The following is a 21,386-nucleotide window of genomic DNA, read 5'->3' as shown; positions in this document are numbered from 1 at the left end:
GATATTAGATCAAAAAATCATCGAGAGATTTACCGGCAGCCAGTGCCTGCGCAATCGGCTTCGGCGTGCGGCCTTGTCCAGTCCATGTTTTTGTTTCACCATTGGTATCCGTAAAACGATATTTCGCCGGACGTGGTTGACGTTTTTTAACCGAACGCGACATTGCCGCCGACATGCTCAACAGTTCTTCAGGATCAATCCCATCAGCTTTCATCATCGCCAGCAGTGTATTAATTTTTTCCTGCTGTTCTGCACGTTGGCGCTGCAGCTGTTCTTCTTCGTCACGTCGTTCTTTGGTGACTACCCGGAGTTTTTCCAGCATGTCGTCCAGAACCTCGACGGATAATTCACGCGCCATGGCACGTAGCGATCGAATATTATTTAAGTTTTTTAACATTGAACTCATATTAATAAAACCTCTTTAACGCAAAAACAAAAATCGGTATTACGACGCAAATTGTATGCGAGTGTTTTTTCTTTTTCCAGTCTCTTTTTTGTCGCAAGATATTAAAACGACAATCGCTAATATTATTTACCTTATCATACAATGAATTTTAGTCACCGATATTTTATATTCGGCCAGCAACCAGAATAAATAGACGTCGTGATATCTCACTGCCGCACCAGATAAACCAATATAGGCATCGCACAGGCGTTGCGGTAGATATGCGAAATATTCGTCAACATTCAAAAAGGAGCGCAAAAAGTTCAGAAAAACAAGTCAAAACAACTTATTGATTTTTAATGATTTTAATTTGCATGACAACGAAAATGCCAAAACGAACAAAAAACAAACCATCGCAGAGCATTTTATCGACAAAAAGGCAATAAATAAAAATTTTAAGCTAGTTGCTAGTTATTATGTAGGCAGATATCCTATTAAAACGCGAAAGCGACAAGACAAATCACTAGCAACAAAGGTATTGAAAACCTTTTTTCCCCTTTTTACAAGGAGCATTAACATGTTCTCTCCGCAGTCACGCTTGCGTCATGCTGTAGCAGACACGTTCGCGATGGTTGTTTATTGTTCTGTCGTGAACATGTTGATCGAGATATTCCTTTCAGGAATGAGCTTCGAACAGTCACTGTATTCCAGACTGGTCGCCATCCCCGTCAACATCCTGATCGCCTGGCCATACGGTATGTACCGCGATTTGTTTATGCGCGCGGCACGCAAAGCTACGCAGGCAGGATGGGCAAAAAATCTGGCGGATGTGCTGGCCTATGTCACGTTCCAGTCACCGGTGTATGTGATTATTCTGCTGACGGTTGGCGCTGACTGGCACCAGATCACGGCTGCGGTAAGTTCAAACATCGTGGTCTCAATGCTGATGGGTGCAGTATATGGCTACTTCCTTGATTATTGCCGCCGCCTGTTTAAGGTCAGCAGCTACCACCAGGCTAAAGCGTAAAAACATCTCATCGCGACTGGCACCGCCAGTCGCGTTATCAGTTTGAACTCACGTCGCCAAACAACCCATTCAGATAACGTTCCAGCGCGATACGCGAGCTAAAGCCGTGTGGAATACCATAATGTTCATGAGTATCGCCGGCTAAATAAAGCGGGAATTGCTGATAGTGATCGCAGGTTTTAATATCCGTGGCTGGTTCTGCCAGTGAAGAACTACGCTCTTTTAGCGTGGGATGAATAACCAATGCGGTACGCCCCATCCGCGCTTCACGGTTTACGTATACATAATTCTCACCACGTCGATAACCGTATGTTTTCTGTGTGACTACATCAACGGTAAAGCCCACTTTTTCAAGTACGCGCGCCACCTCATCAGGTCGTAAATACATATTATTTTCCTCGTTATCTTTTACTGCGGGCTTACCTTACCTGATTCAGCATTAGCAACGCTTTCAGAAAAGTCCATAAACGAGTGCAGACGGTGAGATGAATATCTTAAGAACAACGCAAATTTATGTCAGCGCCAACCGGAGTTGATATGCAGCCTGCTGCGCCATTTCCGCCGTTCGGATATTGGTAAATGACAGTAATATTCCCCCCTTACCTGCTGAGGTGATGCGCCACCGGCTTAAGGCCTGAACCGCCAACCCGACCTGATTCGCTTTGCGTACTAACGCAGTGTCATCCCCCGCCACGGCGATCACCAGTTGGATCCCGCCCTCTTGTGGTAGCACGCTAAAACCCTGCTCTGTCAGAGCGCTTTCCATCCATTGACGTCGTTGGGCATAATGCTGGCGCATCCGTTTTAAGTGCCGCCAGAAATGACCGTCGCGCATAAAATCGGCCAGCGTTTGTTGCCATAAAACCGGGACACTGCAAGCCGTTAGCGCTGCCTGTTGGCGAAAATGTGCGACCTGAGTCAGCGGAACCACCAGCCAGGCTGTGCGTAAAGCGGGAAATAACGATTTACTGAACGTGCCCGCATAAACCACCCGCTGCGGCGCATCCAGACTTTTAAGCGGTGGTAACGGTTTGCCGTGGTAACGAAACTCACTGTCGTAGTCATCTTCGATTACCCACGCCTGTGCGCGGTCAGCCCATTCCAGCAACTGGTGACGGCGGGCCAGAGAAAGCGCCACGCCCAGCGGACTTTGGTGTGCGGGTGTCAGCAAGGCAAAACGCGCCTGTGGGTAGTCACGGATCCCGGCACTGACATCAAGGCCATCGGCATCAACCGCAACAGGCATCAGCTCAATGCGTTCCTGGGTGACCACGGGCCGAATCAATGGAAAGCCGGGATCTTCGACCCACATCCCCTCGCCGGGTGTGGCCAGCGCACGCAGGATCAACATCATTGATGCCGCATAACCCGACGTAATAAAAACCTGCTCCGGAAGACATTCAATGCTGCGTGACACTCGCAGGTAATCAACTATCGCCTGGCGTAGCAGCAGTTCACCACAAACATCCCCCACCGCGAGGTCAAAACGTGTTTGGGTGCGCAAACGTCGTCCCATGACCCGTGCCCAGATATCGCGCGGAAAAAGATCAAGCGCTGGCAATCCCATCTGAAAAAGCTGTGGTGTGCCGTTTTCTCCGGCGAATACGGTAGGGGTTGCGGGGGAGGTTTCCAGTCGCAATTGCTCGCTGACAAAGGTTCCCGCCTGACCGCGTCGCGTAAGCCAGCCCTGCGCCACCAGCTCAGCATAAGCGTTTTCTACCGTCGAACGTGAAACCCCCAGTTCCTGGGACCAGGTTCGGCTGGAGGGTAATCTTGTGCCAGGCTTAAGATCGCCCTTCTCAATAGCGGTTTTTAACTGACGGGCAATTTGCTGGTAGCGCGGCATTTATGGTCTGCTTTTTAAGTAAAAATATGGCTCTCTTTAGCAGACCATTATAGTGCTACATTGCAGGTCATCCAAATGAGGAGCAATACCATGACAATGTTACGCCAGCCCTATTACGAACTCAGTCCTGAAGTCTATAGCGCCCTGGTTCAGGCAAGCAAAGCGTTGGAAAACTGCGCACTGGAACCCACGCTGACAGAACTGATTTACCTGCGGGTTTCACAAATCAACGGCTGCGCATTTTGCCTTGAAATGCACAGCAAAGCGCTGCGCAAAGCTGGCGTGGAGCAAGCCCGTCTGGATGCGCTGGCGGGTTGGCGGGTGAGTCACCATTTCAGCGAACGAGAACGTGCGGCACTGGCATGGGCCGAGTCCGTCACTCATGTCGCCAGCAGCCATGCCGAAGACAATGTTTATCTGCCACTGCTTGACCATTTTAGCGCCAAAGAAATAAGCGACCTGACCTTCGCAATCAGCCTGATGAACTGCTTTAACCGCCTGGCTGTGGGTATGCGTATGTAATTATGCGCCGCCGGATGGCGGCATAAATGCCTTATCCGGCCTACGATTCGCTCTCCTTGCCGTTGGAAAACGCATGTCATTATGCGCGCCGGATGGCGGCAAAAATGCCTTATCCGGCCTACGATGCGCTCTCCTTGCCGTTGGAAAACGCATGTCATTATGCGCCGCCGGATGGCGGCATAAATGCCTTATCTGGCCAGGGATGTACTCTCCTGTAGGCCGGATAAGACGCAACGCGTCGCCATCCGGCAACCTGTTATAGTTCATATCCCGTTCCCGCTCCGCTCATCACCCTGGGTATCATCAATCTAAAATTCCCATATCTTGTATGGTTGAATCTTCTTTCATCTACATCTAGTATCTTCTCTATCAGCACCCACACAAGCCGATGTCCAATATGCATCGCTCTTTTACTTTTAAATGGAAATACGAATCATGCGTATTATTATTTACACTCGTAATAACTGTGTTCAGTGCCACGCCACAAAACGGGCGATGGAAAGCCGTGGTTTTGATTTTGAGATGGTAAATGTCGATTTGCAGCCTGAACTGGCAGATACCCTGCGCGAGCAAGGTTTTCGTCAGTTGCCTGTCGTGGTGGCAGGTGAAACCCGTTGGTCAGGATTTCGCCCGGACATGATCAATCGCCTGCGCCCGGAACCCCGCGTGGTCAGCGCATGACGACCCTCGTCTACTTCTCCAGCAGCTCCGAAAATACGCACCGCTTTATGCTGCGTCTGGCGCTGCCCGCCATCCGCATTCCACTGAATGAACGCGAGAGGATCCGGGTAGACGAGCCTTACATTTTAATCGTGCCGTCTTACGGCGGCGGCGGTACGGCAGGCGCAGTCCCGCGTCAGGTGATCCGCTTTTTAAACGATCCTCATAACCGGGCATTAATCCGTGGCGTGATCGCATCTGGCAATCGCAATTTCGGCGAGGCCTATGGGCGTGCGGGTGAGGTCGTCTCGCAAAAATGCGGCGTGCCATGGCTCTATCGTTTTGAGCTGATGGGTACGCAAAGCGATATCGAAAACGTTCGAAAAGGAGTGAGCGAATTTTGGCAACGACAACCGCAGAACGCGTAATCCAGCCAGCACTGGATTATCACGCCCTGAACGCCATGCTAAATCTGTACGATAAAGCCGGGCGGATTCAGTTCGATAAAGATCATCAGGCGGTGGAAGCTTTTTTTGCTACCCACGTCCGTCCTCATTCGGTGGTCTTTGCCAGTCAGCAGGAACGCCTGGACACGCTGATTCGTGAAGGCTATTACGACGAAAGCGTTTTAGCCCGCTACGATCGCGCGTTCGTGGTGAAGCTGTTTGCCCACGCCCACGCCAGCGGATTCCGCTTTCAGACATTCCTCGGCGCATGGAAGTACTACACCAGCTATACACTGAAAACCTTTGACGGCAAACGCTACCTTGAAGATTTCGAGGATCGCGTGACGATGGTGGCACTCACTCTGGCGCAGGGTGACGAGGCGCTCGCCATGCAGCTCACTGATGAAATGCTCTCGGGTCGTTTTCAACCCGCCACACCAACCTTCTTAAACTGCGGCAAACAACAGCGTGGGGAGCTGGTTTCCTGCTTCCTGCTACGCATTGAAGACAACATGGAGTCCATCGGCCGGGCGGTAAACTCAGCGCTGCAGCTTTCCAAACGCGGCGGCGGCGTGGCATTTTTACTCTCGAATCTGCGCGAGGCCGGAGCGCCTATTAAGCGTATTGAAAACCAGTCCTCCGGCGTGATCCCGATAATGAAAATGCTGGAAGATGCCTTTTCTTATGCTAATCAGTTGGGCGCACGTCAGGGCGCGGGCGCAGTGTATCTGCACGCGCACCATCCCGATATTTTACGTTTTCTCGATACCAAACGTGAAAATGCCGATGAAAAAATCCGCATCAAAACGCTCTCGCTTGGCGTGGTGATCCCGGACGTCACCTTCCAGTTGGCCAAAGAAAATGCGCAGATGGCGCTGTTTTCACCGTATGACGTAGAACGCCTTTACGGCAAACCATTCGGTGATATCGCCGTGAGCGAGCGCTATGACGAACTGGTTGCCGACACGCGTGTGCGCAAAACATACATTCATGCCCGCGACTTCTTCCAGCGACTGGCAGAGATCCAGTTTGAGTCTGGCTACCCCTACATTATGTTTGAAGATACGGTGAACCGTGCGAATCCGATTGCCGGTCGCATCAATATGAGCAACCTGTGCTCGGAAATTTTACAGGTCAACAGTCCATCAACCTATGATGAGGCACTGGGCTATACGCAGGTAGGGCATGATATTTCCTGCAATCTTGGATCGCTGAACATTGCCCATACCATGGATTCACCTGACTTTGCTCGTACCGTTGAAACAGCCGTGCGCGGCTTAACCGCCGTCTCGGACATGAGCCATATCCGAAGTGTTCCTTCCATTGAAGCCGGGAACAGTGCGTCACACGCCATTGGTCTTGGGCAGATGAATCTGCACGGGTATCTGGCGCGGGAAGGGATCGCCTATGGTTCGCCGGAAGGGCTGGATTTTACCAATCTCTATTTCTACACCATCACCTGGCATGCGCTGAATACGTCAATGAAACAGGCCCGTGAACGCGGTACATCTTTTGCCGGATTTAGTCAGTCACGCTATGCCAACGGCGAGTACTTTACCCAGTATTTGCAGGGAGACTGGCAGCCTAAAACAGAGAAGGTCCGCGCACTGTTTGCCACAAGCGGCATTACGTTGCCAACCCGGGAGATGTGGCAGCAACTGCGGGATGATGTGATGCGCTACGGCATCTATAACCAGAATTTACAGGCCGTTCCGCCGACCGGCTCAATCTCCTATATCAACCACGCGACCTCAAGCATTCACCCGATTGTATCGAAAGTGGAAATTCGTAAAGAGGGTAAAACCGGGCGCGTTTACTACCCTGCCCCGTTTATGACCAACGAGAATTTGGCCCTGTATCAGGATGCCTACGAGATTGGCCCACAAAAGATCATTGATACCTATGCCGAGGCGACACGGCATGTCGATCAGGGGCTTTCACTGACGCTCTTTTTCCCCGATACCGCTACCACTCGCGATATCAACAAGGCACAGATCTACGCCTGGCGTAAGGGTATCAAATCGTTGTACTACATCCGGTTACGCCAGTTGGCGCTGGAAGGAACCGAAATTGAGGGTTGCGTGTCATGCGCACTGTAAGGAGAACAGAATGAAACTATCTCGCGTCAGCGCCATCAACTGGAACAAGATTGAAGATGATAAAGACCTTGAGGTATGGAATCGCCTGACCAGTAACTTCTGGCTACCGGAAAAAGTCCCGCTTTCCAATGATATTCCGGCATGGCAAACGTTGAGCGCTGCCGAGCAGCAGCTCACTATCCGCGTATTTACCGGCCTGACGCTGCTCGACACGATTCAGAATATCGCCGGCGCCCCCGCGCTAATGGCGGATTCAATCACGCCACATGAAGAGGCGGTACTGTCGAATATCAGCTTTATGGAAGCCGTGCACGCGCGCTCCTACAGTTCTATTTTTTCCACGCTTTGTCAGACCAAAGATGTGGACGCGGCTTACCTCTGGAGTGAGAAAAATTCTCCGCTCCAGCACAAGGCACAGATAATTCTGACGCATTACGCCAGCGAGGAACCGCTGAAAAAGAAAATAGCCAGCGTATTTCTGGAATCCTTCCTGTTCTATTCCGGCTTCTGGCTACCGATGTATTTCTCCAGCCGCGGCAAGTTGACGAATACCGCAGACCTTATCCGCCTGATCATTCGTGATGAAGCAGTTCATGGTTATTACATTGGCTATAAATACCAAAAAGGTCTGGAGCACGTTTCACCCTCTACGCGTGACGCGCTACAGAATTATGCCCTCGATCTGTTGATGGAATTATATGACAACGAAGTTCGTTATACGGAGGAACTGTATGCGGAAACCCCGTGGGTGGAAGACGTCAAAGCCTTTCTCTGCTACAACGCCAATAAGGCGCTAATGAATTTAGGTTATGAGTCCCTGTTCCCGGCAGAAATGGCGGATGTGAACCCGGCAATCCTCGCAGCGCTCTCACCCAACGCAGACGAAAACCACGATTTCTTCTCTGGTTCAGGGTCATCTTATGTGATGGGTAAAGCCGTCGAAACAGAAGATGACGACTGGAATTTTTAACGTTTCCTTCCGCGGGAAATACCTTACATTTTCCGCGTTAATATTTTAACGAGATCACATTTTTATCACACAAATATGATTGGGTGATCTACACTCAATATCAGCCGCAATATTCGCCTGTATTTCAACAATTCAGGCGCATTTTCAGTGTCATTTACAAAAAATATCCCTCAAGGCTCATCCGCGCTCAGCCCTTATATCATGGGAAATCCCGCCATCTGACGTTTGGCAATATTCATGCCACAAACAAATTCAGGGTTGTCTCAGATTCTCAGTATGTTAGGGTAGAAAAAGGTCACTATTTCCATCAGGTAATATATCGATATAAACAAATAACAGGAATCATTCTATTGCATGGCAATTAAATTAGAAGTTAAAAATCTCTATAAGATATTTGGCGAGCATCCACAGAGAGCGTTCAAATATATTGAAAAAGGACTTTCAAAAGAGCAAATTCTGGATAAAACAGGGCTATCGCTTGGCGTTAAAGACGCCAGTCTGGCCATTGAAGAAGGCGAGATATTTGTCATCATGGGATTATCTGGTTCGGGTAAATCCACAATGGTACGCCTTCTCAATCGCCTGATTGAACCCACCCGCGGACAGGTATTGATAGACGGCGTAGACATTGCCCGAATCTCCGATGCTGAACTTCGCGAGGTGCGCAGAAAAAAGATTGCGATGGTCTTCCAGTCCTTTGCCCTGATGCCGCACATGACGGTGTTGGACAATACGGCATTCGGTATGGAATTAGCCGGTGTTGCCGCTGAAGAGCGTCGTGAAAAAGCGCTGGATGCGTTACGTCAGGTAGGTCTGGAGAATTACGCGCACGGCTACCCGGATGAACTTTCCGGCGGAATGCGCCAGCGCGTGGGTCTCGCCCGCGCATTAGCCATCAATCCCGATATCTTATTAATGGATGAAGCCTTCTCTGCGCTCGATCCGTTAATTCGCACCGAAATGCAGGATGAACTGGTAAAACTCCAGGCGAAGCATCAGCGTACCGTGGTCTTTATTTCCCACGATCTTGACGAAGCGATGCGTATTGGCGACAGAATTGCCATTATGCAAAACGGTGAAGTGGTACAGGTCGGTACACCGGATGAAATCCTGAATAACCCAGCGAATGATTATGTGCGTACCTTCTTCCGTGGCGTAGATATTAGTCAGGTCTTTAGCGCTAAAGATATATCCCGTCGTAGCCCTGAAGGGCTAATTCGTAAAACGCCAGGCGTCGGCCCCCGTTCGGCCCTGCAATTACTGCAGGACAAAGATCGCGAATATGGTTACGTGATTGAACGCGGTAATAAATTCGTCGGTGTGGTGTCGATCGATTCATTAAAAACCGCATTAAGCCAGGCACAAGGTATTGATGCGGCATTAATCAACGAGCCGCTAGCCGTGGATGCACAAACGCCTCTTAGCGAGTTACTTTCTCATGTCGGTCAGGCCCCGTGCGCGGTGCCGGTTGTCGATGAGGAACAACAGTATGTGGGCATCATTTCAAAACGCATGCTGCTACAGGCTTTAGATCGCGAGGGGGCAAACAATGGCTGATCAAACCAATCCGTGGGATACCACACCTGCGGCCGATAGCGCCGCGCAATCTGCTGATGCCTGGGGGACACCCGCAGGCGCACCTGCCGACGGCGCTAACGCAGACTGGCTAACCAGTGCACCTGCACCGGCACCAGAACATTTCAATATTATGGATCCATTCCATAAAACGCTGATCCCGCTGGATAGCTGGGTCACCGAAGGGATCGATTGGGTGGTCACCCATTTCCGTCCTGTCTTCCAGGGCATTCGTGTCCCGGTGGATTACATACTTAATGGCTTTCAGCAACTCCTGCTGGGCATGCCTGCACCGGTGGCAATTATCCTGTTTGCCCTGATCGCCTGGCAAATTTCCGGTATCGGAATGGGCGCCGCCACGCTGATTTCACTGATTGCTATCGGTGCTATCGGTGCCTGGTCGCAGGCCATGATCACCCTGGCGCTGGTGCTAACCGCGTTGCTGTTCTGCGTGGTGATCGGCTTGCCAATGGGGATCTGGCTGGCGCGCAGCCCGCGTGCGGCGAAGATTGTCCGGCCACTGCTGGATGCGATGCAGACCACCCCCGCGTTCGTCTATCTGGTGCCGATCGTCATGCTGTTCGGTATTGGCAACGTTCCCGGCGTAGTGGTGACAATTATCTTCGCCCTGCCGCCCATCGTGCGTCTGACCATTCTGGGGATTAATCAGGTCCCGGCCGATCTGATCGAAGCCTCGCGCTCATTTGGTGCCAGCCCGCGTCAGATGCTGTTTAAAGTGCAGTTGCCGCTGGCGATGCCCACCATTATGGCAGGGGTGAACCAGACGCTGATGCTGGCACTCTCCATGGTGGTTATCGCGTCGATGATCGCCGTCGGTGGCTTGGGTCAGATGGTTCTGCGCGGTATCGGTCGTCTGGACATGGGTCTGGCTACCGTTGGCGGTGTGGGGATCGTGATCCTCGCCATCATTCTCGACCGTCTGACGCAGGCCGTAGGCCGCGACTCGCGTAGCCGGGGTAACCGTCGCTGGTATACCACCGGTCCGGTTGGGCTTCTCACCCGCCCTTTCACTAAGTAGTTCACCCGTTGCCCGGTGACGCATTGCTTACCGGGCCTACAATTCATTAGCTTACACAAAATCATTCAAGTTGCATCGCGGCGGCAAACGAATGTATCCCCAGGAGCGTACAAGTAGTACGTGACTGGGGTGCATGAGTGCAGCCAACAAAGAGGCAGCTTGAAGGATGAAGTGTAATAAGGAACAACGATGCGACATACCATACTTTTTGCCACAGCGTTTGCCACCCTTGTCTCCACCAGCGCTTTCGCTTCTGACCTGCCGGGCAAAGGCATCACTGTACAACCTATCCAGAGCACCATCTCTGAAGAGTCCTTCCAGACGCAGTTAGTGAGCCGTGCGCTGGAGAAACTGGGCTACACCGTAAATAAGACAAGCGAAGTCGACTACAACGTCGGCTATACCTCTATTGCCTCTGGCGATGCGACGTTTACCGCCGTGAACTGGCAGCCGCTACATGATGATATGTACGCCGCAGCCGGCGGAGACAAAAAGTTTTATCGCGAGGGGGTATTCGTGACGGGTGCCGCACAGGGTTATCTGATCGACAAAAAAACCGCTGAGCAGTACAAAATCACTAACATCGCCCAGTTAAAAGATCCGAAGATCGCCAAAATCTTTGACACCAACGGTGACGGAAAAGCCGATATGATGGGCTGTTCACCGGGCTGGGGTTGTGAAGCCGTGATTAACCACCAGAACAAAGCCTTCGATCTGGAAAAAACAGTCGAGGTCAGCCACGGTAACTATGCAGCAATGATGGCTGACACCATTACCCGCTTTAAAGAAGGCAAACCGATCCTCTACTACACCTGGACACCATACTGGGTCAGTGACGTGATGAAACCGGGCAAAGATGTCGTCTGGTTGCAGGTCCCGTTCTCTTCTCTGCCCGGTGAACAGAAAGATATCGATACCAAACTACCGAACGGCGCGAACTATGGCTTCCCGGTAAACACCATGCACATTGTCGCCAACAAGGCCTGGGCGGAGAAAAACCCGGCGGCGGCGAAACTGTTTGCCATCATGAAATTACCACTGGCAGATATCAATGCGCAGAACGCAATGATGCATGATGGTAAAGCCTCAGAAGCTGACGTTCAGGGCCACGTTGATGGCTGGATCAAAGCCCACCAGCAACAGTTCGATGGCTGGGTAAAAGAAGCGCTGGCTGCGCAGAAATAACCCATTCATAGGCCTGATAAGCATAGCGCTTTCAGGCCCAGTAACCCCACCAATGCCGGATGGTGGCGCGATGCGCCTTATCCGGCCTACACGCCCTTCCCTCACCGCACAATCCATCACCCAACAAATCAGCAACATTTAATCACTTCCGTTATGATTGTTTTCTGCAACCCATTATTCAGTTGAAAACAATGACCAAACCCACTCACGGGCTTAGCCCGGCACTGATTGTTTTAATGTCTGTGGCGACCGGCCTCGCCGTTGCCAGTAACTATTACGCCCAGCCGCTGCTCGACACCATCGCACGAAACTTTTCGCTGTCGGCCAGTACTGCGGGCTTTATCGTCACTGCAGCACAGCTTGGCTACGCTGCGGGGCTACTGTTTCTGGTACCGCTTGGTGATATGTTTGAACGCCGGACACTGATTGTCTCAATGACACTGTTAGCCGCAGGCGGCATGTTGATTACTGCCAGCAGTCAGTCGCTGGGGATGCTGATCCTCGGCACTGCGCTAACCGGGCTGTTCTCAGTTGTCGCACAGATCCTGGTTCCGCTGGCGGCGACGCTCGCCACGCCAGACAAGCGCGGTAAAGTCGTTGGTACGATTATGAGCGGCCTGTTGCTGGGGATTTTGCTGGCGCGAACTGTTGCAGGGTTGCTGGCGAATCTCGGCGGCTGGCGCACCGTATTTTGGGTGGCCTCAGTATTGATGGCGCTGATGGCGATTGCCCTGTGGCGTGGTTTGCCGAAGATGAAATCAGAGACCCATCTTAACTACCCGCAGCTATTGGGTTCTGTGTTTAGCCTGTTTATCCACGATAAATTACTCCGCACCCGCGCGATGTTGGGCTGCCTGACCTTTGCCAACTTCAGTATCCTCTGGACATCAATGGCATTTTTACTCGCCGCACCGCCGTTTAACTATTCAGAGGGAATGATTGGCCTGTTCGGGCTGGCAGGTGCTGCCGGTGCGTTAGGCGCTCGTCCGGCGGGCGGTTTTGCCGATAAGGGTAAATCGCATCTCACGACTACCGCAGGCCTGCTGTTACTGTTGCTCTCCTGGCTGGCTATCTGGCTCGGACATACTTCAGTGCCGATGCTGATTATCGGTATCCTGGTACTGGATCTGACCGTTCAGGGGGTACATATCACCAACCAGACGGTTATCTATCGCATTCACCCGGACGCACGTAATCGTCTGACTGCCGGATACATGACCAGCTATTTCATTGGTGGCGCGGCAGGTTCTCTGATTTCAGCTTCAGCCTGGCAGCATGCCGGCTGGGCTGGCGTTTGTCTGGCAGGTGTGACCGTTGCCGTACTCAACCTGCTGGTCTGGTGGCGAGGTTTTCACCGCCAGGAAGCTGCAAATTAAGCGTATAACGTCTGTTTACCTTTGATTGGGCTCCTCAGGGTGTTAAGGAGCCCATCAGTCTGCTAAGGTTATAACTCATTGAGCCAGGTTATTTTAATTTCGGTAATGAAGCCTATAATCCTATGGAAAGCCCTGTTCCCCAGTCTGAATTCCGTTCTTCTACGTTAACTGAAGGATTCAAAGACAGCCTACCGATAGTTATCAGTTATATTCCGGTCGCATTTGCATTTGGTATGAATGCGACTCGCCTGGGCTTTACTCCCGTTGAAAGCGTTTTTTTCTCCTGCATCATTTACGCCGGTGCCAGCCAGTTTGTCATCACAACCATGCTCGCCGCAGGCAGCTCACTGTGGGTCGCAGCTCTGACCGTCATGGCGATGGATGTTCGCCACGTTTTGTATGGCCCATCTCTACGTAGCCGTATCGCCCGACAGCTGAGCAGACCAAAAAGCGCGCTATGGGCCTTTGGCCTCACCGACGAAGTCTTTGCCGCTGCAACGGCGAAGCTGGTACGGGATAATCGGCGCTGGAGTGAAAACTGGATGATCGGCATCGCGCTATGCTCCTGGGCTTCCTGGGTTCTTGGCACAGTTATCGGTGCATTTTCCGGCACTGGCTTACTGAAGGGTTTCCCGGCGGTAGAAGCAGCACTGGGGTTTATGCTCCCGGCGCTGTTTATGAGTTTTCTGCTGGCCTCTTTCCAGCGTAAGCAAACGCTATGCGTCACGGCGGCATTAGCCGGTGCACTGGCTGGCGTGATGCTGTTTTCCATTCCGGCAGCCATCCTGGCAGGCATAGCCTGCGGATGCCTGACTGCGCTCATTCAGTCGTTCTGGCAGGGGGGTCCTGATGAGCTATGAGGTTCTGCTGCTCGGTCTGCTGGTCGGCTGCGTCAATTACTGTTTTCGCTATTTGCCACTGCGTCTGCGAATGGGGAATGTGCGCCCGACAAAGCGCGGAGCCACTGGAATATTACTCGACACCATCGGTATTGCATCAATTTGCGCCCTGCTGGTGGTGTCTACCGCGCCAGAAGTGATGCACGACGCTCGTCGTTTTGTACCTACGCTGGTGGGGTTTGTGGTACTGGGTGCAAGCTTCTATAAGACCCGCAGCATTATCATTCCGACCTTACTGAGTGCTCTGGGCTATGGATTAGCCTGGAAAATGCTGTTTGTCTTATAGATGAAAATAATCATTTTAAATAAATAATACATTTACTTTATTTGTCACTGTCGTTACTATATCGGCTGAAATTAATGAGGTTATACCCAAATGGATAGTTCGTTTACGCCCATTGAACAAATGCTAAAATTTCGCGCCAGCCGCTACGAAGAGTTCCCTTATCAGGAAGTGCTTCTGACTCGTCTTTGCATGCATATGCAGGGCAAGCTGCTGGAAAACCGCAATAAGATGCTGAAAGCTCAAGGGATTAACGAGACGTTGTTTATGGCGTTGATTACGCTGGAGTCTCAGGAAAACCACAGTATTCAGCCTTCTGAACTGAGCTGAGCACTTGGCTCGTCACGGACTAACGCCACCCGCATCGCGGATGAGTTAGAAAAGCGTGGCTGGATCGAGCGTCGCGAAAGCGATAACGATCGCCGCTGTCTGCATCTGCAATTGACCGAAAAAGGCCATGCTTTTTTGCAGGAGGTATTACCGCCTCAGCACAACTGCCTTCATCAGCTTTGGTCATCTCTCAGCACCACCGAAAAAGATCAACTTGAGCACATCACCCGTAAACTTCTGACCCGTCTTGATCAGATGGAGCAGGATGGCGCGGTATTAGAAGCGCTGCGCTAACGCGCTGACTCGCTCAGAAATCCAGATTTAAAAATGAAAAACCGACAGGCCAGCACGCACAGTGCTGGCCTTTCTGATAAACAGGTCGGCCCCAGCCGATGTGAAAAAAATAAGATCGTGGAGAACAACATGAGCGCAAATGCGGAGACTCAAACCCCGCAGCAACCGGTCAAGAAGAATGGCAAACGTAAAAGTATGCTGCTCCTGCTGACCTTGCTCTTTATTATCATTGCCGTGGCATATGGGATTTATTGGTTTTTAGTACTGCGTCATATCGAAGAGACAGACGATGCTTACGTGGCAGGGAACCAGGTTCAAATTATGGCGCAGGTATCAGGCAGCGTGACGAAAGTCTGGGCTGATAACACTGACTTTGTAAAACAGGGCGATGTCCTGGTCACTCTCGATCAGACAGATGCCAAACAGGCATTTGAAAAAGCCAAAACTGCACTGGCGTCCAGCGTGCGCCAGACGCACCAGTTGATGATCAACAGCAAGCAACTACAGGCAAGCATTGAAGTACAGAGAACCGCGCTGGCCCAGGCACAAAGCGACTTTAATCGCCGTGTCCCACTGGGTAACGCCAACCTGATTGGCCGCGAAGAACTGCAACATGCCCGCGATGCTGTCGCCAGCGCTCAGGCTCAGCTTGATGTCGCAATCCAACAATATAATGCAAACCAGGCAATGATTCTGGGTAGCAAGCTGGAAGATCAACCTGCTGTACAACAGGCTGCCACCGAAGTGCGTAATGCCTGGCTGGCGCTGGAACGTACTAAAATTGTCAGCCCGATGACCGGCTATGTTTCCCGTCGTGCCGTGCAGCCTGGCGCGCAAATTAGCCCGACTACGCCGCTGATGGCGGTTGTTCCGGCCACTAACCTGTGGGTGGATGCCAACTTCAAAGAAACACAGCTGGCGCACATGCGTATTGGCCAACCGGCGACCGTCATCAGTGATATTTACGGCGATGATGTGAAATACACCGGGAAAGTCGTCGGCCTGGATATGGGTACGGGCAGCGCCTTCTCCCTGCTGCCGGCGCAAAACGCGACCGGTAACTGGATCAAAGTCGTCCAGCGTTTGCCGGTACGTATCGAACTGGATGCGCAGCAGCTGGCACAACATCCACTGCGTATTGGTTTGTCGACACTGGTTACGGTAGATACCGCTAATCGTGACGGGCAGATCCTGGCAAGCCAGGTCCGCACGACGCCAGTATCAGAAAGTAATGCACGTGAAATCAACCTTGATCCGGTCAATAAGATGATCGAAGAGATCGTGCAGGCCAACGCGGGCTAATTCAAAGGTGCGTGTGATGCAACAGCAAAAACCGCTGGAAGGCGCGCAGCTCGTCATTATGACGATTGCGCTGTCCCTGGCGACATTCATGCAGGTGCTGGACTCCACCATTGCTAACGTGGCGATCCCCACTATCGCCGGGAACCTCGGCTCTTCACTGAGCCAGGGAACCTGGGTGATCACCTCATTCGGGGTGGCGAATGCTATCTCTATTCCGATCACCGGCTGGCTGGCAAAACGCGTTGGCGAAGTACGACTATTCATGTGGTCAACTATCGCCTTCGTCATTGCGTCATGGGCATGTGGGATGTCCACCAGCCTGAATATGCTGATTTTCTTCCGCGTCATTCAGGGTATTGTCGCCGGTCCGTTAATCCCGCTATCGCAAAGCCTGTTACTGAATAACTATCCTCCCGCCAAACGCTCCATTGCCCTCGCGCTCTGGTCGATGACGGTGATTGTTGCCCCGATCTGTGGCCCCATTCTTGGGGGCTATATCAGCGACAACTATCACTGGGGCTGGATATTTTTCATCAACGTGCCAATCGGTGCTGTAGTGGTATTGATGACGCTGCAAACGCTGCGCGGTCGGGAAACCAAAACCGAGCAGCGGCGTATCGACGCCATTGGTCTGGCGCTGCTGGTCATTGGTATCGGCAGTTTGCAGATTATGCTCGACCGCGGCAAAGAATTGGACTGGTTCGCCTCACAGGAAATTATCATCCTGACGGTTGTCGCCGTGGTGGCAATCAGCTTCCTCATCGTCTGGGAGCTTACCGACGAGCACCCCATTGTCGATCTCTCGCTGTTTAAGTCGCGTAACTTTACCATCGGCTGTCTGTGTATCAGTCTGGCCTATATGCTCTACTTCGGCGCAATCGTCCTGTTGCCGCAGTTATTGCAGGAGGTGTACGGATATACGGCAACCTGGGCAGGTCTGGCGTCTGCACCGGTTGGGGTGATTCCAGTGATCCTGTCGCCGATTATCGGCCGTTTCGCACACAAGCTGGATATGCGTCGGCTGGTCACGTTCAGCTTCATCATGTATGCCGTCTGTTTCTACTGGCGTGCGTGGACGTTCGAGCCCGGTATGGATTTTGGTGCATCGGCCTGGCCGCAGTTTATTCAGGGGTTCGCGGTAGCTTGCTTCTTTATGCCACTGACCACCATCACGCTATCGGGTTTACCGCCTGAACGTATGGCGGCAGCATCGAGCCTGTCTAACTTTACGCGAACACTGGCGGGTTCTATTGGTACATCGATCACCACAACGATGTGGACTAGCCGTGAGTCGCTGCACCATGCGCAACTGACGGAGTCAGTAAACCCTTATAACCCTAATGCGCAGGCTATGTATAACCAGCTGCAGGGATTAGGGATGACCAAAGAACAGGCATCCGGCTGGCTGGCGCAGCAAATCACCAACCAAGGGCTGATTATTTCTGCTAATGAAATCTTCTGGATGTCTGCAGGGATTTTCCTCGTGCTACTCGGCCTGGTATGGTTTGCCAAACCGCCATTCGGTGCAGGCAGTGGCGGCGGCGGCGCACACTAATAAAAAAAGCCAGTTCAGATGAACTGGCTTTTTTATGCCTGACATTTGGTGACCTGATAGCACAATGCTTAGCAGGCCCGCCCAGACTAAATATGCAGTTCCTGCAGCTTGTCTTTTGGCAGCGCCAGCTCTTCATTGCTGTTAACGCGGACATCACGTTCCAGAATATGACGGGCAATGTCCTGCGCTTCACTGAGCGAGTGCATCTGATACGTACCGCACTGGTAGACGTTCAGTTCCGGGATCTGATTCTGATCCTGTACTTTCAACACATCTGCCATTGCCGCTTTCCAGGCATCAGCTACGCGTTGTTCGTCCGGCGTTCCAATCAGGCTCATGTAGAAACCGGTACGACAACCCATTGGCGAAATATCGATAATCTCAACGCCGTTACCATTCAGGTGATTACGCATAAAACCAGCAAACAGGTGTTCCAGCGTATGAATACCTTTCTCAGGCATCACTTCTTTGTTCGGAATGCAGAAACGCAGATCAAACACGGTGATAGCGTCGCCATGCGGGGTGTTCATCGTTTTTGCAACCCGGACTGCAGGAGCTTCCATCCGGGTGTGATCGACAGTAAAACTATCTAACAACGGCATTTAGCCACCTCCGATAAATTTTTTAAAAATATTCTGAACTCTTTGTTCCGGGGCGAGTCTGAGTATATGAAAGACGCGCATTTGTTATCATCATCCCTGTTTTCAGAGATGAAATTTTGGCCACTCCCGAGTGGCCTTTTTCTTTTGTATCAGGCGTGCTTTTCCAGCCACACACCAAACGGCTCAGTATCTGCCGCTTCAATCTCCTGCTGACGGCGCTTGGAAGCCGCACTTTCAGCAATAAATTCTTCTTCCTGCAGCAGTTCCAATGGCTCTTCGCGCAACAGGTTACGGTACGCTTCACCCAACGCTTTACCCGTGCCGCCAATACCTGTATCAATCATAGACCGCAGGATACGCGCTGAGAATGTCAGCTCAGGATTATCAAAGCAGGCAACCAGTTCGTCACAGACTTTTTGATATTCCTCTCCCCCGTGAATGCCGTCCAGCGTTTGTGCCACACGTTTCAGATCACGGAACAGATCTTTACCCACTTTAGGTAGCGGGAATTGAGCCGTTTCACAACCAATTCCTAACGTCAGACCTGGCTTGCGCCCTTCCAGAATAACGCGATTCCAGTTAGTACGCGTACACAGCAGCTCGTCGCTACTCATTTCCGGCGCATCTGCCAGAACACACCAAACCATGAACAAATCGAGGAAGCGCACCTGCTGTTCATCTACGCCGATTGGCGAGAATGGGTTGATATCGAGTGAACGCACTTCGATGTACTCAATGCCGCCGCGTAGAAGTGCATCAGATGGCGTTTCACCGCTGCGAGTCACGCGTTTCGGACGAATTGGCGCATACAGTTCATTTTCGATTTGCAAAACGTTGCTGTTGATTTGCAGGCGCTTACCGTCTTTCTCGAGACCGATCGCCGCGTATTCTTCTGAAGGCGTTTTAATCGCGCGCTTCAATCCTGCCACATACTCATGCAAATCGTTAAACGTAATTCCGAGATTGTTTTGCGACTTATTGGTATAACCCAGGTCACTCAGACGCAGCGACGTGGCATAAGGCAGGTAATACATACCACAATCGGTTTTTTCAAACGGCAGCGTTGTCGGCTTTCCTTGCAGGAAGGAGGAACAAATTGCGGGTGAGGCACCAAACAGATACGGGATCACCCAACCGAAACGGTAGTAGTTGCGGATCAGACGGAAATACCCTGCTGACACTTTTTCTTTAACGTCTTCATCACTATCTGTTACGCCACATTTCGCCTGCCAGAAAGCCATCGGCAGCGAGAAGTTGTAGTGTACGCCGGAGATAGTCTGCATCAACGCGCCGTAACGGTTTTTGAGGCCTTCACGGTAAAGGGTTTTCAGACGACCGATATTCGACGTGCCGTACTGCGCCAGCTCGATATCCTGACCTTCAGCAATATAGCAAGGCATGCTCAGTGGCCACATACGCTCATCGCCAAGATTCCTGGCGGTATAGCGATGCAGATCGCGCATGAACGTGAGCATTTTGTGAATGTCATCGCCCGGTGGAGTAATAAACTCCAGCAGCGTTTCGGCAAAGTCGGTGGTTATCCATTTATGCGTTAGCGCTGAGCCTAACACTTCAGGATGGCCTGTCGTTGCCAATGAACCATCAGCATTAACACGCAGCGTTTCGCGCTCGAGCCCGCGTTGAATCCCCTCTAACGCATGAGGATGTTTTTCCAGCCAGGCCAGCGCCTGTGATACGTCCGGGATCAAATTGACCTCCCGCCTGTCAAAATCGTTTTAATTAGCATAATGGTATTGGTCACCCTGAAGGTTATTCCACAACACAATTAGTGCCACCACATAATGCCTTGCGTCGTAACCGCCGCGACCACAACATAGCGCAGCGCTTTGCCAAGACATAAAAAAAAGATCACCGGGCCCCACGAGATGCGCATCCATCCCGCTAACAAGCACAGTAAATCACCCACAACCGGCATCCAGCTTAATAATAGTGTGACTGCGCCATAGCGCTTCAGCCAGCCAGTGGCTTTCTCTTGCCAGCGCGATGTTTTACGCAACGGAAAGAAACGCCCAAGGATAACGTTAGTTAACCCTCCAAGGCTATTACCCATTGTTGCTGTTAAAACTAAGACCCAGGGATGACTCGCTCCAGAAACCAGTAAGGCAACTAAAACAACTTCAGAATTTCCAGGTAATAGCGTGGCGCTGAGAAAGCTGCTGGCAAACAGTGAGAGGAGCGACAGTCCATCACTCACAGTAACCGAACATCCACAGCATCCATTCCTGCCGCACGCGCTGCCTGCAACCCAAAATCGGCATCTTCAAACACAACGCAGCGAGCCGGAACGACGCCCATACGCTCAGCACATAACAAGAAGGTATCAGGAGCCGGTTTATGGCGTTGTACGTGATCGGCCGCGACCACGGCATCAAAATAATGACGCAGCCCAAGGTGAGTGAGCAGAGCTTCTGCAATGGTACTTTCGCTCCCTGTGCCAACTGACATAGGACGGCGACCATGCCAGGCTTTCACAACATCGACCAACGGTAAAGGCTGGACGCTATCCAGCAGCATGCTTTTAACCTTATCGGTTTTTTCACGCGCCAGTGCATGGGGATCAAGATCGGCATGGTTCAGTTCAATCACCGATTGGGCAATACGCCACGTTGGGGAACCGTTGAGAGCGACCATAGCCTGCTCATCAAAACGTAGCCCATAACGTCCTAATACCTCATGCCACGCTTTACGGTGCGTAGGCTCGGTATCCAGGATGGTACCATCCATATCAAAAATTAAACCTGCATAACGTTCGTACATCGTCTTCTCACAAGCCGATTAACCAGACGTTATTTTATCGTAATTGATTGATTTTGTCGCTGACAGCGAATTGAGGATTGTTCAGGGAAGATAAGGAAATAATTCAGGGAGAGGTAAGAAAACAATTCAGGAGAAGATGGTGCATCCGGGAGGATTCGAACCTCCGACCGCTCGGTTCGTAGCCGAGTACTCTATCCAGCTGAGCTACGGATG

21 protein-coding genes and 1 pseudogene are annotated in these 21,386 nt (G+C 51.6%); 15 read left to right on the top strand and 7 right to left on the bottom strand.

Annotated features, from left to right (window positions below):
• Positions 1-4: 4 nt before the first annotated feature.
• Entirely contained in the window at positions 5-406 is a 402-nt protein-coding gene (gene stpA, locus QMN38_RS19360) for a DNA-binding protein StpA (RefSeq protein WP_271442297.1), read from the bottom strand.
• Positions 407-962: 556 nt separating this feature from the next.
• Here stpA and alaE point away from each other — a divergent pair.
• The gene (gene alaE, locus QMN38_RS19355; RefSeq protein ID WP_003037259.1) at positions 963-1,412 is read left to right on the top strand and encodes an L-alanine exporter AlaE; all 450 of its coding nucleotides are present in this window, start codon (positions 963-965) and stop codon (positions 1,410-1,412) included.
• A 37-nt stretch (positions 1,413-1,449) separates the two neighbouring features.
• On the opposite strand, the gene QMN38_RS19350 is transcribed toward alaE, so the two are convergent.
• Together QMN38_RS19350 and pdxR are read right to left on the bottom strand one after the other, a co-directional pair.
• Positions 1,450-1,800, bottom strand: a complete 351-nt coding sequence (locus QMN38_RS19350; protein ID WP_005122944.1) for a DUF2002 family protein — start codon at positions 1,798-1,800, stop codon at positions 1,450-1,452.
• 123 nt (positions 1,801-1,923) lie between these two features.
• Entirely contained in the window at positions 1,924-3,258 is a 1,335-nt protein-coding gene (pdxR, locus tag QMN38_RS19345) for a MocR-like pyridoxine biosynthesis transcription factor PdxR (RefSeq protein WP_323605686.1), read from the bottom strand.
• 90 nt (positions 3,259-3,348) lie between these two features.
• Here pdxR and QMN38_RS19340 point away from each other — a divergent pair, with 90 nt between their 5' ends.
• The 14 genes and pseudogenes from QMN38_RS19340 (at position 3,349) to emrB (ending at position 17,793) form a co-directional block, all read left to right on the top strand.
• Positions 3,349-3,780: a carboxymuconolactone decarboxylase family protein gene (locus QMN38_RS19340; RefSeq protein ID WP_323605685.1), complete on the top strand. Its 432-nt coding sequence runs from the start codon at positions 3,349-3,351 to the stop codon at positions 3,778-3,780.
• Positions 3,781-4,215: 435 nt separating this feature from the next.
• Positions 4,216-4,461, top strand: coding sequence for a glutaredoxin-like protein NrdH (gene nrdH, locus QMN38_RS19335; RefSeq protein WP_286630440.1), 246 nt, complete (start codon positions 4,216-4,218; stop codon positions 4,459-4,461).
• Entirely contained in the window at positions 4,458-4,868 is a 411-nt protein-coding gene (gene nrdI, locus QMN38_RS19330) for a class Ib ribonucleoside-diphosphate reductase assembly flavoprotein NrdI (protein WP_271442293.1), read from the top strand. Before nrdH ends, nrdI begins: the two co-directional genes overlap by 4 nt.
• A complete protein-coding gene (gene nrdE, locus QMN38_RS19325) occupies positions 4,841-6,985 on the top strand; it encodes a class 1b ribonucleoside-diphosphate reductase subunit alpha (RefSeq protein WP_323605684.1) in 2,145 nt (714 codons plus the stop codon). The genes nrdI and nrdE overlap by 28 nt, the downstream gene beginning before the upstream one ends.
• A gap of 10 nt (positions 6,986-6,995) precedes the next feature.
• Positions 6,996-7,955: a class 1b ribonucleoside-diphosphate reductase subunit beta gene (gene nrdF, locus QMN38_RS19320; RefSeq protein WP_271449808.1), complete on the top strand. Its 960-nt coding sequence runs from the start codon at positions 6,996-6,998 to the stop codon at positions 7,953-7,955.
• A 354-nt stretch (positions 7,956-8,309) separates the two neighbouring features.
• Positions 8,310-9,512, top strand: a complete 1,203-nt coding sequence (gene proV / locus QMN38_RS19315; RefSeq protein WP_271454184.1) for a glycine betaine/L-proline ABC transporter ATP-binding protein ProV — start codon at positions 8,310-8,312, stop codon at positions 9,510-9,512.
• Positions 9,505-10,569 (top strand): glycine betaine/L-proline ABC transporter permease ProW, encoded by a 1,065-nt coding sequence (gene proW / locus QMN38_RS19310; RefSeq protein WP_323605683.1) that lies wholly within the window; start codon positions 9,505-9,507, stop codon positions 10,567-10,569. The genes proV and proW overlap by 8 nt, the downstream gene beginning before the upstream one ends.
• 189 nt (positions 10,570-10,758) lie before the next feature.
• The gene (proX, locus tag QMN38_RS19305) at positions 10,759-11,754 is read left to right on the top strand and encodes a glycine betaine/L-proline ABC transporter substrate-binding protein ProX (protein ID WP_323605682.1); all 996 of its coding nucleotides are present in this window, start codon (positions 10,759-10,761) and stop codon (positions 11,752-11,754) included.
• Between the two features lie 191 nt (positions 11,755-11,945).
• Positions 11,946-13,130, top strand: coding sequence for an MFS transporter (locus tag QMN38_RS19300; RefSeq protein ID WP_323605681.1), 1,185 nt, complete (start codon positions 11,946-11,948; stop codon positions 13,128-13,130).
• Between the two features lie 122 nt (positions 13,131-13,252).
• Positions 13,253-13,990, top strand: coding sequence for an AzlC family ABC transporter permease (locus QMN38_RS19295; RefSeq protein ID WP_323605680.1), 738 nt, complete (start codon positions 13,253-13,255; stop codon positions 13,988-13,990).
• Positions 13,980-14,315 (top strand): L-valine transporter subunit YgaH, encoded by a 336-nt coding sequence (ygaH, locus tag QMN38_RS19290; RefSeq protein WP_005122930.1) that lies wholly within the window; start codon positions 13,980-13,982, stop codon positions 14,313-14,315. Before QMN38_RS19295 ends, ygaH begins: the two co-directional genes overlap by 11 nt.
• A 90-nt stretch (positions 14,316-14,405) precedes the next feature.
• A pseudogene (gene mprA / locus QMN38_RS19285) lies at positions 14,406-14,936 on the top strand (transcriptional repressor MprA).
• 129 nt (positions 14,937-15,065) lie between these two features.
• Positions 15,066-16,238 carry a multidrug efflux MFS transporter periplasmic adaptor subunit EmrA gene (emrA, locus tag QMN38_RS19280; protein WP_048213008.1) on the top strand — a complete coding sequence of 391 codons (1,173 nt, stop codon included), beginning with the start codon at positions 15,066-15,068 and terminating at the stop codon, positions 16,236-16,238.
• Between the two features lie 16 nt (positions 16,239-16,254).
• Positions 16,255-17,793: a multidrug efflux MFS transporter permease subunit EmrB gene (gene emrB, locus QMN38_RS19275; RefSeq protein ID WP_061068443.1), complete on the top strand. Its 1,539-nt coding sequence runs from the start codon at positions 16,255-16,257 to the stop codon at positions 17,791-17,793.
• 86 nt (positions 17,794-17,879) lie between these two features.
• Here emrB and luxS read toward each other — a convergent pair whose 3' ends face one another.
• The 4 genes from luxS to yqaB form a co-directional block, all read right to left on the bottom strand.
• The gene (luxS, locus tag QMN38_RS19270) at positions 17,880-18,395 is read right to left on the bottom strand and encodes an S-ribosylhomocysteine lyase (protein ID WP_005130532.1); all 516 of its coding nucleotides are present in this window, start codon (positions 18,393-18,395) and stop codon (positions 17,880-17,882) included.
• A 149-nt stretch (positions 18,396-18,544) separates the two neighbouring features.
• A complete protein-coding gene (gene gshA / locus QMN38_RS19265) occupies positions 18,545-20,104 on the bottom strand; it encodes a glutamate--cysteine ligase (protein ID WP_323605678.1) in 1,560 nt (519 codons plus the stop codon).
• A gap of 77 nt (positions 20,105-20,181) precedes the next feature.
• Complete coding sequence (locus tag QMN38_RS19260) at positions 20,182-20,610, bottom strand: YqaA family protein (RefSeq protein WP_271441824.1); 429 nt, start codon at positions 20,608-20,610, stop codon at positions 20,182-20,184.
• Positions 20,607-21,173 (bottom strand): fructose-1-phosphate/6-phosphogluconate phosphatase, encoded by a 567-nt coding sequence (yqaB, locus tag QMN38_RS19255; RefSeq protein WP_323605674.1) that lies wholly within the window; start codon positions 21,171-21,173, stop codon positions 20,607-20,609. Before yqaB ends, QMN38_RS19260 begins: the two co-directional genes overlap by 4 nt.
• Positions 21,174-21,386: the final 213 nt, after the last annotated feature.

This window comes from Citrobacter sp. R-1.5.2, assembly GCF_035064245.1.
Taxonomy (GTDB): Bacteria; Pseudomonadota; Gammaproteobacteria; order Enterobacterales; family Enterobacteriaceae; genus Citrobacter.
The sequence above is the reverse complement of the archived record's forward strand: the minus strand, read 5'-3'. Positions and strand labels throughout refer to the sequence as shown.